Annotated in this window: 9 protein-coding genes; 1 reads left to right on the top strand and 8 read right to left on the bottom strand. The window is 36.0% G+C overall.

Annotated features, from left to right (window positions below; genetic code table 11):
• Window positions 1-174 precede the first annotated feature (174 nt).
• Entirely contained in the window at window positions 175-2,841 is a 2,667-nt protein-coding gene (locus VK90_RS23510; protein ID WP_048375626.1) for a cation-translocating P-type ATPase, read from the top strand.
• 167 nt (window positions 2,842-3,008) lie between these two features.
• Here VK90_RS23510 and VK90_RS23505 read toward each other — a convergent pair whose 3' ends face one another.
• The 8 genes from VK90_RS23505 to VK90_RS23470 form a co-directional block, all read right to left on the bottom strand.
• Window positions 3,009-4,091 (bottom strand): toxic anion resistance protein, encoded by a 1,083-nt coding sequence (locus tag VK90_RS23505; RefSeq protein WP_002174704.1) that lies wholly within the window; start codon window positions 4,089-4,091, stop codon window positions 3,009-3,011.
• An 18-nt stretch (window positions 4,092-4,109) separates the two neighbouring features.
• Window positions 4,110-5,741, bottom strand: a complete 1,632-nt coding sequence (locus VK90_RS23500; RefSeq protein WP_048375624.1) for a YceG family protein — start codon at window positions 5,739-5,741, stop codon at window positions 4,110-4,112.
• A gap of 110 nt (window positions 5,742-5,851) precedes the next feature.
• The gene (locus VK90_RS23495; RefSeq protein WP_048375622.1) at window positions 5,852-6,643 is read right to left on the bottom strand and encodes a TerC family protein; all 792 of its coding nucleotides are present in this window, start codon (window positions 6,641-6,643) and stop codon (window positions 5,852-5,854) included.
• Window positions 6,644-6,715: 72 nt separating this feature from the next.
• Window positions 6,716-7,294 (bottom strand): TerD family protein, encoded by a 579-nt coding sequence (locus VK90_RS23490; RefSeq protein ID WP_002174701.1) that lies wholly within the window; start codon window positions 7,292-7,294, stop codon window positions 6,716-6,718.
• An 80-nt stretch (window positions 7,295-7,374) separates the two neighbouring features.
• A complete protein-coding gene (locus VK90_RS23485; RefSeq protein ID WP_002174700.1) occupies window positions 7,375-7,959 on the bottom strand; it encodes a TerD family protein in 585 nt (194 codons plus the stop codon).
• Window positions 7,960-7,982: 23 nt separating this feature from the next.
• Window positions 7,983-8,579, bottom strand: a complete 597-nt coding sequence (locus VK90_RS23480) for a TerD family protein (RefSeq protein WP_002174699.1) — start codon at window positions 8,577-8,579, stop codon at window positions 7,983-7,985.
• Window positions 8,580-8,707: 128 nt separating this feature from the next.
• A complete protein-coding gene (locus tag VK90_RS23475; protein WP_048375620.1) occupies window positions 8,708-9,586 on the bottom strand; it encodes an ROK family protein in 879 nt (292 codons plus the stop codon).
• 62 nt (window positions 9,587-9,648) lie between these two features.
• A partial coding sequence (locus tag VK90_RS23470; protein ID WP_048375619.1) for an SH3 domain-containing protein occupies window positions 9,649-12,210 on the bottom strand: 2,562 nt, incomplete at its 5' end.

Genomic DNA, 12,210 nt, shown 5'->3' with positions numbered 1-12,210 from the left:
GAGGCTCTTTTTAATTTCAACAAATTCATGACAACTCTTCCCTTTTCCTCATCCCATTCTAAAATACTGTACAATGAAAGTAGAACCTCACCTTAGATTATTTCTCCATACATACTACTCTAAAAAAATTGCCACACTACCATTGCTAACTGTTTTTACTGGGGGTGCTTACTTATGAGCAATTGGTACAGTAAGACGAAAGATCAAACATTAATCGATTTAGGAACAAATGAACAATACGGTTTAACCGATGAAATCGTAAATGAACGTTTAAAGCAATATGGTCCTAATAAATTAGCTACAAAACAAAAACGTACTTTATGGCAGCGAGTTTTCGCCCAAATTAATGACGTCCTCGTATATGTCCTTATCATAGCTGCCCTTATTTCCGCCTTTGTAGGTGAATGGGCCGATGCAAGTATTATCGTGCTCGTGGTGATTTTAAACGCTGCTATCGGTGTAATCCAAGAATCTAAAGCAGAACAAGCTTTAGAAGCATTAAAAAAGATGGCCACGCCAAAAGCTATCGTAAAACGAGATGGTGAACTAAAAGAGATCCCATCTGAGCACGTCGTTCCAGGTGATATCGTTATGCTCGATGCCGGACGATATATACCATGTGATTTACGACTTATTGAAACTGCGAACTTAAAAGTTGAAGAATCTGCTCTAACTGGTGAATCTGTCCCTGTCGATAAAGATGCAATCTATCACCCTTCCATGCAAAGTGATGAGCAAGTACCACTAGGCGATCAAAAAAACATGGCCTTTATGTCAACGCTAGTAACATACGGGCGCGGCGTCGGTGTTGCTGTTGAAACTGGAATGAAATCACAAATTGGGAAAATCGCAACTCTTTTGCATGAAGCTGAAGATGATATGACACCACTTCAAAAAAGCTTAGCGCAAGTAGGAAAATATTTAGGATTTGTCGCTGTAGCTATTTGTATCATTATGTTTCTCATCGGTTTTTTACAAGGACGAGATACTTTAGAAATGTTTATGACTGCTATTAGTTTAGCTGTTGCAGCCATTCCAGAAGGCTTACCAGCTATCGTTTCTATCGTTCTTGCCATCGGCGTTCAACGTATGATTAAACAAAACGTTATCATTCGTAAACTACCAGCTGTTGAAGCTCTTGGTTCCGTTACAATTATTTGCTCAGATAAGACAGGAACATTAACTCAAAATAAAATGACCGTTACTCATTTTTATAGTGATCAAACATACAATCAGCTAGAAAATTTGAACGTAAATAACGATGTACACCGTCTATTATTAGAAAATATGGTTTTATGCAACGATGCCTCTTATAGTAACGAATCACAAACAGGGGATCCTACAGAAATTGCCCTTCTTGTTGCCGGAAGCTCTTTTAACATTCAAAAAGATAATTTAGAAAATAAACATGAACGTGTTAACGAACTGCCTTTCGATTCTGATCGTAAAATGATGTCAACAGTACATACATATGACGAAAGCTACTGTAGCATGACTAAAGGTGCCATTGATAAACTCTTACCTCACTGTACCCATATCTTTATAAATAACAAAGTTGAGGTCCTAACAGATTCTCATAAAACACAAATATTAGAAGCTGCACAAACGATGTCACAAGAAGCTTTAAGAGTACTTTCATTCGCATTTAAACAATATGAGACGGACCATGTGGATATAGATCATCTCGAAGAAAACCTTATATTTATCGGTCTTGTCGGTATGATTGATCCTCCACGCACAGAAGTAAAAGATTCTATTACAGAATGTAAAAAAGCTGGTATTCGCACTGTCATGATTACTGGCGATCATAAAGATACCGCTTTTGCAATCGCCAAAGAACTTGGTATTACTGAAGAAAAATCTGAAATTATGATTGGAACTGAATTAGATAACATTTCAGATACAGAACTAGCAAGTAAAATTAATCATTTAAATGTCTTTGCTAGAGTCTCTCCAGAACATAAAGTGAAGATTGTAAAAGCATTACGCGCTAAAGGAAATATCGTTTCCATGACTGGTGATGGTGTAAATGATGCTCCATCTTTAAAGCAAGCAGATGTCGGGGTAGCAATGGGAATCACAGGAACAGATGTCGCAAAAGGCGCAGCTGATGTAGTTTTAACAGATGATAACTTCTCATCTATCGTGAAAGCTGTTGAAGAAGGTAGAAATATTTACCGTAATATTAAAAAGTCTATTCTCTTCCTACTTTCTTGTAACTTTGGAGAAATTATCACTTTATTTTTAGCTATTTTACTCGGCTGGGCAACACCACTACGCCCTATTCACATTCTGTGGGTAAATTTAATTACAGATACACTACCTGCATTATCACTCGGTGTTGATCCCGAAGATCCTGATGTAATGAAGGAAAAACCACGTCATGCAAAAGAAAGCTTATTTAGCGGTAGCGTTCCTTTTCTTATTTTCAATGGCGTTGTAATTGGACTTCTCACATTAACAGCCTTTATCGTTGGGGCAAAGCTCTATGCAGGAGATACTAATTTATTTCCTCTCTTCCCAGATCAAATTGATGAAGACGCTCTATTACATGCTCAAACGATGGCATTTGTCGTCCTTAGTTTTTCTCAACTCGTTCATTCATTCAACTTACGTTCAAGAACGAAATCAATTTTTTCAATCGGGATATTTACAAATAAATATTTAGTTTTCTCACTTCTTATCGGTGTTCTTATGCAAGTTTGTATTATCTCCATCCCTCCTCTTGCAAATATATTTGGTGTACACGCATTAACAATACAAGATTGGGGATTTGTTCTCTTATTAAGTATCATTCCGCTTGTTGTGAATGAAATCATTAAATTATTTAAGAGAAAATAAAGTGAAACTTGAATCAGCGGGGGGATTTTGTTCCTTCCTCCACTGATTAAAAGTCCGATTCCCGCCTAACTTCTTTGCTTTACAGCCGATCTTAAGATGGGGTTCTTACTGCCTTCAAATAACGAAACAAAAAAGGCAATGAGGAATATTCCTCATTGCCTTTTTATTTATCCTTGTAATTCTTTTTTGATGTTCTCCGTTAATGCAGCCATACGCTTACGGCTTTCTTCACGTTCACGTTTATTTTGTTCTTCAATTTGTTGTGTTTCTTGCATACCTCTTGAAATAATATTCCAAGTCTCCTCAAGTGTTTCCATCTTAATACTAGAAGAACCTGATAATCTCGCTACTTCCACACTTTGAGTCGCGATATTTTGTGCATTCTTCTTAAGTAATTCGTTTGTACGGCGATCAAGTTCAGCCATAGAGTCTGCAACAAGCTTTTGACGCTTCGCATTTACCGCTTGAATGATACCATTTTTAAAGATAGGAATCGTTGTAATAAATGCTGTATTGATCTTACCAATTAATTTATTGTTACCACGTTGAATCATACGAATTTGTGGCGCTGTTAATAGCGCCACCATACGTGCCTTTTCTAAATCATCAATACGCTGCTCTAAAATTTCAACAGAGTTTTTAAGCGATTCTAATTCAATACCTGCTAATTGATCATTATTGCGTACGCGCTCCTCATACATCGGAACTAACTCTGTATTTAAACGATCTAATAACATTTCTCCCGCTACTACATATTTCTCTAAATCTAAATAATATTTTAAGTTTTGCTCATATAAACCATCTAACGTACCAATTGATTTTTTCATTTCATCTTGATACTTCGTAATCTCCACATAAACTTTATCAATTTCGCGGCCCATCGTTTGATACTTACTAAAGATTTGTTCAATCATTTTATCCGCTTTTTTGAACATGCGTGAGAAGAAACCACTTTTCTCTTCCGCAAAGTCTTTACTATCAAATCTGTCCATAATTTTACCAAGCTGTTTTAATAATTCACCAGAGTCTTCTATTTTCGATAAAGACATTGTATGTAAAATTTGATCCGCGAAACGTGAAATTTCCATAGAAGGCTCTTTTCCAAGCTCGATTAATTCTAATTGGTCTTTAATATCTACTGCGTTATAAATACGTTGTACTTCCGCATCTTGTCTAAGTTGCAAGCGAACATCTTGTGCCGTTTGCTCATTCAATTCTGTTTTCGAATCTAATACAACTGGGTTATTCATATGACATTCTCCCTTTCCTTATAAAAACGGACGAAATAGTCCTTTTATTGTTTGTGATAAATTTTTATAGGCTGATGAACCATGAAACTCAAGATCGAAATTAACTTCTTCAAGCCAATGTGAATCAAATGCTCCTGCTTCAATATACGGTTCAATATCGTTTCTCCCCGTTGGATTAAAGTGGAATACATCTACTCCAATTTGATTTAAAAATAGTAATAAAACAGCATCCGAACGACTTAATTCTCCGCTCTTCTCATTATTAAATATAACAATTTTCGGCACTTCTTGCGAATAATCAAATTTCTCAAGCTGCTCTAAAATGTTCGGTGGTATTTGAGAGAGTTGCGCGAAAACATACAGTGCTACATCTTGTTTCGTCTCTTTCGCGATTGGTTTACATATTTCACTTTCACACGTATGGATAATTGCCTCTGCAATACCATGTTGTAAACCTTCAGGTAAACGTTTATGTGGCCACCAATGGCTGTTCATAATTAAATCAGGATGTAACTTCCCTGCGCGATCTAATGCATCTCGATAATGATATTGGAAATTTGCTTTTTGTTCTTTCGTAAACGGAAATGTATTAATTAATAAACTATTATCAAATGATGTAACAGCCTTTAATCGTTGAAAATATTCTTTATCATTCTTTGAAACACCTGATATTTTTGCAAATAAAGAAGGAATATAAATATGCTTATTTTCAACAAAGAATGTTGGGCGTACAAATGCCTTTTCTTTCGTAATTAAAAAGAGTTCATCGTACGTCGTTTTGAGAGTACGCGCTACTGGTGTATACGAGCGGAATTGCCACGGTTTGTATAATAATGAATTATCATGATGAAGTACTTGTTCAATTTCCTTTGAAGCTTGATAAGCTACTGTCGCGACGCGTTCACGACGTCGATTAGGAAATGGCTCCAGTGAAATACGGCTCGGATGAGATACGACAAAGGTCCTTCCCTCCTCATCTACACTTTCAAATCCATCTTTTCCTTCTGGGTGATAATAAAGTACATCGCAACCGAGCATAATAAGAAAGTATAAGAAATATATACGACTCTCCGTTGCATCACCATACCAAACAATACGCGGCATTTGTTTCTTATAATTAATCGTAGAGAACCACTTCGCTACGTAATTTTCGCTTAATTTAATAATATCGATTAAGAAACGACGGAACCCTTCTGTTTTTAATGATTGATTATGCTGTTTTTCATACAATTTCAATACAGAAATAAATGTCGTATGTATATAATGCTGCAAATCAGGATTGTCTACTTGCGGTAATAGTTGTTTTCCAGACAAATGGGCTACAAGCCTATTTACTGTAAGTCCATTTGGCGCTTCTTGATGTAATGCAAAAACTTCTTGAATATGGCGCAGTTTTTCGGGATCAATCACCTTATTTAAATTTTGTTCATGCAAAACCTCGATCCCTTTCACCTCACTATAATCAAATAGCTCATTGAAATATTCATCTACATCATTGGGAACACCAAGAATACGACTTGCTAAATAACTAAATTTCATCTCATTCTCTGTCAGTTCATATTGTGGGCGTTTTTCTAAAAGCGTTTCAAATTGTTTTAAATCTGATTCATCTTTTAATGCACATGGTTGAAGTGTAAAACGTGAAAACACAACAGTTCACCTCCAAAAACATTTACGTTTTTTCTAAAGTCTTTCTTCTATTATAAACTATTTTTAGTTATAAAAAATGGGCGCTCGCATAACGAGCAAACCCATTTCAATTATTTATGTTCATTTTTAGTAGCTGCAACTTCTTCTTTAGCTTGTCCAGAATTCTTCATGTAGTGAATTATAAATGTTACTCCAAACGCTACAACTAAAACAATAAAGAACACTGTATGACTTACTTCAATATGAATGACAGACAATAGCATTTTTGCTGCAATAATTAAGATTAAAATGTAAGCTGTCGTTTCCAATTCTGGAATACGCTCTAACAATTTTAAGAATACACCAGCAATACCACGCATCATTAAAATACCGAGCATTCCACCTAATAGTAAAATCCAAACTTCATTCGATACACCAAATGCAGCAAGTACACTATCTACAGAGAAAGCGATATCCATTAATTCAACCATTGCAACCGTTCCCCAGAAAACACCGAACATTCTGAAGAGAATACTATTTTGGTTCACACCATGAGCTTCCTCTTCTTCTGAAGTTCCTTTTCTTTTATCAATGAAATATTTAATTGAAAGCCAAGCTAAGTAAAGCGCACCTAGCACTTTTACCCATGCCAATTTAATTAAGAACATTCCGATTCCAATTGCAATAAAGCGGAACACATAAGCTCCAATAAGTCCATAGAATAATGCTTTTTTACGTTTTTCTTCCGGAAGGTGTTTTACCATTACTGCTAACACAAGTGCGTTATCAGCAGATAACAACCCTTCAAGTACAACAAGTGTACCAATTAATCCCCAAGATACTGGATCTTGCAACACTTTAATCCACATGTCCAAGTCGAAAAACTGAGCATACGTATCAAGGATTCCTTGCAAAATACTCATCTTACCTTTATCCCCTATTCTTTGCTAGATTTATAGAAAGGTCAAAAAAAGGAAACGAAGTTCGTTTCCTTTCTATGCATCCAAGCCATAGGCTCTTACAAGCGCACCTAATCCACCTTGGAATCCGCTTCCTACTGCATTAAACTTCCACTGTCCATTATGACGATATAATTCACAAAAGACAACTGCTGTTTCGATGGAGAAATCTTCTCCTAAATCAAAACGAAGAACTTCTTCATTCGTTTCTTCATTTGCTAGACGAACGAATGCATTTGCAACCTGTCCAAAGTTTTGATTACGGCCTTCCGCATCATAAATAGTAACTGTAATAGCAATTTTATGCACATCTGCTGGAACTTTTTTCAGATCCACAACAAGTTGTTCATCATCGCCTTCACCTTCACCTGTACGGTTATCTCCTGTATGTAAAACAGATCCACAAGGAGACTGTAAATTATTATAGAAAATAAAGTCAGTTTCCTTCGTACATTTTCCGTTCGCATCTAATAAAAAGGCAGATGCATCTAAATCGAAATCAGCTCCGCCATCATAAGACTTAATATCCCATCCAAGACCAATTACTGCTTTTGTTAAACCTGGGCTTGTCTTACCTAAATCAATCTTCTGTCCTTTTTGTAACTGAATAACCATGTATATTCACCTCTATATTTTAATCTTTTAAAATATATCCATCGGTAAACATGTGTTTCACCGATGGATATATAAATCTATTACTCTACATCTAAACCAAAGTTATTACATAGAGACGCTAATCCACCTTGGAATCCACTTCCGATTGCATTGAATTTCCATTCACCTGCATGACGGTATAACTCTCCTACTACTACAGCAGTTTCAATAGAGAAATCTTCTCCTAAGTCGTAACGAATTAATTCTGCATTCTTTTCTTCATCTAGAATACGTACGAAAGAGTTAGAAACTTGTCCAAAGTTTTGGCTACGGCCTTCTCCATCATAAATTGTAATAGTGAAGCAAATACGTTCAATATGTGATGGGACATTTTTTAAATCTACTTTAATAGATTCATCATCGCCTTCACCTTCACCAGTTCGATTATCTCCTAAATGCTCTACAGCACCATTCGCACCTTTTGGATTATTATAGAAGACGAAATCCTCTGCTCCTGAAACTTTACCGTTAGCACCTACTAAGAAGATACTAACATCTAAGTCGAAATCGTTTTGTCCGTCATAACGATTTGTATCCCAACCAAGTCCTACAAGAACTTTCGAAAGGCCTGGATTTGTTTTTGTTAAATCTACCTTCTGTCCTTTTTTCAATGAAATAGATGCCATATACTATTCCTCCTCGATTTATCTTATTGGTAACGTGATACAATCTCACTTAAGTTTTTATCTTGTGTTCCTTCTCCAACTGCTGAAAACTTCCATTCGTTTCCGTTTCGATACATTTCCCCTGCAATTAAAGTCGTTTTACCAGCATAATTATCTGACAAGTTATAACGTGCTAATTCTTCACCTGTTTGCGGGTTTTGAATACGAATATATGCATTGCGAATCATCCCAAAATCCTGACGACGATTTACACAGTCATAGATATTTACAACGAATACTAAACGATTAATACGGCTCGGAACTTTATGTAATTCTACGAAAATTGTTTCGTCGTCACCAGCGCCTTCACCTGTTAAATTATCTCCTGAATGAATAATACTACCACAAGTAGAAAGTTTGTTGCCGAAGTAAACTAGATCATTTTTGTTTAAAAAACGATCCCCTTCTAACATAACAACAGATGCATCACAATCTACATTTGGTTTACTTCCAAATAAAGAAGACAGAAACCCACCTGATTGCCCAATTGGATCCCAGCCTAAGCCAACCTGCAGTTTTGCTACTCTCGGTTGTCCTTTCGTTAAATCGATCTTTTGTCCTTTTTCTAAAATAATAGGCATGAAGTTTCTTCCTTTCTACAAAGCATTTTCCGAATCGGAAAATATTGTATTCTTCTCTTATATTGTAGCATTATTTATCTAGTGAGAAAAAGGATAAATTCTCAGTTATATGAAAACATTCATATAATTTATTTATGATGATGTAAGAAGTGGTAAATAGAACCAATCATTCCTGCATGATTACGATTTTGCGCGAGTTTAATCTCGCAATTACTATAAATTTCAGGATTCAAATATTTTCGTACCTCTGCCTTTACTTCTTCTAAAAATCGATTGCCTCTATCAGTAATCCCCCCACCAATAATAATTGCTTGTGGATTAAAGATATAAGCCAGATTACTAATTCCAATTGCTAAATGTTTAAAAAATATTTGAACGGCGTGTATAACTTCTTTATCCTTCTGATCATATAATTCAAAAATTGTTTCACCATTCCAATTACCGCTACCTTTATACTTCCGCACAAGATAAATTAATCCTGAAATCGAGGCAACTTCTTCAAATGGCTTCCCTTCAATCAACATATTTCCCCATTCACCAGCACTAAATGAATGACCTCTGTACAGTTTCTTATTAATAACAATTGCGCCCCCTATTCCCGTTCCAAGGGTAAGCATAATGAAATTACTTTCATCCCTTCCAACACCTTGCCACTGCTCTCCAAATGAAGCACAATTGACGTCATTTTCAATGGATATAGGAACTTTTAATACTGTTTGTAATCTATCAATAATAGGAATACCAGCATAGCGTGGAATATGATCCACGCCGCCAGTTATGATTCCTTTATGAATATCTACAATTCCAGCTGTACTAATACCAATTCCAGAAACAACATGTTCATTCATTAATTGCTCCGCCAAACTAATAAGCTTTTGAACGATTTGTTCTCCGCCTAAATGAGCCTCTGTTAATATAGTTTTATGATTTGATAATATCCCAAGTTCTGAAACAATCCCATATTTAATCTGTGTACCACCAATATCAAATGCGATATATTTTTTCACACTGCCACTTCCTCTAACATTATGAATTTCATTCTTCTGCATTGAAATGATGATGCTTTCCTTTAATAAGAATTTACAAGATTTACAGACCCAGCTTTTACGTAGACACTGTTGTATTCTTTATTATCTGAAACGATTTCATAATATAATCCTTGTGGTGTGTTAATTGTTTTCTTAATAGCTACCATAATGTTCCGGGATGTCGTTCCAGTTTGGCCTTCAGCTAAGTTTTTGAATACTGGGGAACCTGTTCTCAACGTTCCAAGTCGATATTTATTTAAGTCTTTACTTCCATTCATGGAATCAATTCTATGCATAAGTGAGGCGATTTGCTGACCCCAGTTTTCATCACTTGCATACATGACGTTCATTCCTTCTGCCTTATCACCTAAGTTTCCACCATTGTATGTATTTCCATCCGGTGTTAAGTAATGTTTATCTATATATGCAGCACAAAAATCAATGCCTTCTTCCCATGTTTTAAATCCAGTTGCACCATTATATGGATCTGAGTCTACTGCTCTAAAACCAAATAAATTTTTCTTATCTTGTGCAATACGGCTCGTTCCCCAGCCAGATTCTAAAATTGCATGTGACACTAAGTATCCTGCATTCATCTTATACTTCTCTGCTGCACTTACAAAATATTTTCCTAATCCAATAAGTGGACTATTTGCATTAGATTTGCTTAAGAAGTTATCAATTTCATCTCCTGTATAAGTAGATGTTGCACGGAGTGGCATATATTCAAAGTATTGATAACTATCTTGTCCGCCGATTTGCTTCTTATCGAAAGCTTCGTAACGCTCTCCTTCTTTTAAATGTTTCGGAGCATTACCAATTTGATACGTTGCATATTTACCATTTGCAGGGTTGTATACATAATGATATAACTTGCCATTTTTAGTTGCATAATACGATGTTTTCTCACCAGTCATTGCCGGATGTAATGTAACATCATTTATATTCACGTAACCTGTCATACCATCAATTTGGACATGAATACGATCACCAGCAGCTTTCACAAATTTCAAGTCGGCCCCACCTTTTACATATGTGAGCTTCTTCCCTGTCGCAATATCATAAATATTAATAACACCATTTGCACGAACGAAACCTTGCTTCATATTTACAACTTTACCGTCGCTTTTAATATACGCATCTTCTTTCAAATTTTGCATAATTTGCGTTGCTTCTACTTCATTTGGCTTTTGAACCTTTTGTGATGAAGTAACAATTTCATAAGAGGTTGAACCTTGTTTAACCTTTAAAAATTGTAATGAAACGTAACCTTCACCACCATTAAAATGGACTTTTGCCCAACCATTTTCTTTCCCTATAATTGTAACAGTCTCTCCATTCTTTAAATGACCGACAGCTGCCGCACCTGTTGATGGGCCTTTACGAACATTTAATAGGGAAGCATTTACAACAGCTCGTTCTTCTGTTACTTGCTCTGGATTCGTTGGATCAGTTGAATCTTTACCGAGTGTTACAAATTCTAATGATACATAGCCTTCTTTTCCTTGATAATTGATTTTTGCCCAACCGTTCGCTTTTCCTAATACTGTTACTTTTTCACCATTTTTTAAGTTTCCTAGAACTGCGCTACTTGTATTTGCCGCACTTCTTACTCGTAAACTTGTCGCATTGATCATTCCAATTTCTTGCGTTCCGTTTGTAATGTTTTCCGCTGGCTTTTCTTCTTGTTTTCCTGCTTCTAATTTCACAAATTCTAGCGATATATAGCCTTCTTTTCCTTGGTAGTTAATTTTTGCCCAGCCGTTTGCTTTTCCTAACACTGTTACTTTCTCGCCATTTTTCAAATTTCCTAGAACTGCGCTACTTGTATTTGCCGCACTTCTTACTCGGAGGCTTGTCGCGTTAATTGTTCCTACTTCTTGTGTTCCATTTGTAATGTTTTCCGCTGGCTTTTCTTCTTGTTTTCCTGCTTCTAATTTTACAAATTCTAACGACACATAACCTTCTTTTCCTTGATAATTGATTTTCGCCCAGCCGTTTGCTTTTCCTAACACTGTTACTTTCTCGCCATTTTTCAAGTTTCCTAGAACTGCGCTACTTGTATTTGCCGCACTTCTTACTCGTAAACTTGTTGCATTGATCATTCCTACTTCTTGCGTTCCATTTGTAATGTTTTCCGCTGGCTTTTCTTCTTGTTTTCCTGCTTCTAATTTCACAAATTCTAACGATACATAGCCTTCTTTTCCTTGATAACTAATTTTCGCCCAGCCATTTGCTTTTCCTAACACTGTTACTTTTTCGCCATTTTTTAAGTTTCCTAGAACTGCGCTACTTGTATTTGCCGCACTTCTTACTCGTAAACTTGTTGCGTTTATTGTTCCTACTTCTTGTGTTCCATTTGTAATATTTTCCGCTGGCTTTTCTTCTTGCTTTCCTGCCTCTAATTTCACAAATTCTAGCGATACATAACCTTCTTTTCCTTGGTAGCTGATTTTTGCCCAGCCGTTTGCTTTTCCTAACACTGTTACTTTTTCGCCATTTTTTAAGTTTCCTAGAACTGCGCTACTTGTATTTGCTGCACTTCTTACTCGTAAACTTGTCGCATTGATTATTCCAATTTCTTGCGTTCCATTTGTAATGTT

The organism is Bacillus sp. LK2 (assembly GCF_001043575.1).
In the GTDB taxonomy this organism is placed as follows: Bacteria; Bacillota; Bacilli; order Bacillales; family Bacillaceae_G; genus Bacillus_A; species Bacillus_A paramycoides.
Note: the sequence above shows the minus strand (reverse complement) of the source record. Positions and strands in the feature narration are given on the sequence as shown.

Coding starts and splice junctions, on each gene's coding strand:
- VK90_RS23510 (WP_048375626.1), top strand. CDS start 175: ATGAGCAATTGGTACAGTAAGACGAAAGATCAAACATTAATCGATTTA.
- VK90_RS23505 (WP_002174704.1), bottom strand. CDS start 4,091: ATGAATAACCCAGTTGTATTAGATTCGAAAACAGAATTGAATGAGCAA.
- VK90_RS23495 (WP_048375622.1), bottom strand. CDS start 6,643: ATGAGTATTTTGCAAGGAATCCTTGATACGTATGCTCAGTTTTTCGAC.
- VK90_RS23490 (WP_002174701.1), bottom strand. CDS start 7,294: ATGGTTATTCAGTTACAAAAAGGACAGAAGATTGATTTAGGTAAGACA.
- VK90_RS23485 (WP_002174700.1), bottom strand. CDS start 7,959: ATGGCATCTATTTCATTGAAAAAAGGACAGAAGGTAGATTTAACAAAA.
- VK90_RS23480 (WP_002174699.1), bottom strand. CDS start 8,579: ATGCCTATTATTTTAGAAAAAGGACAAAAGATCGATTTAACGAAAGGA.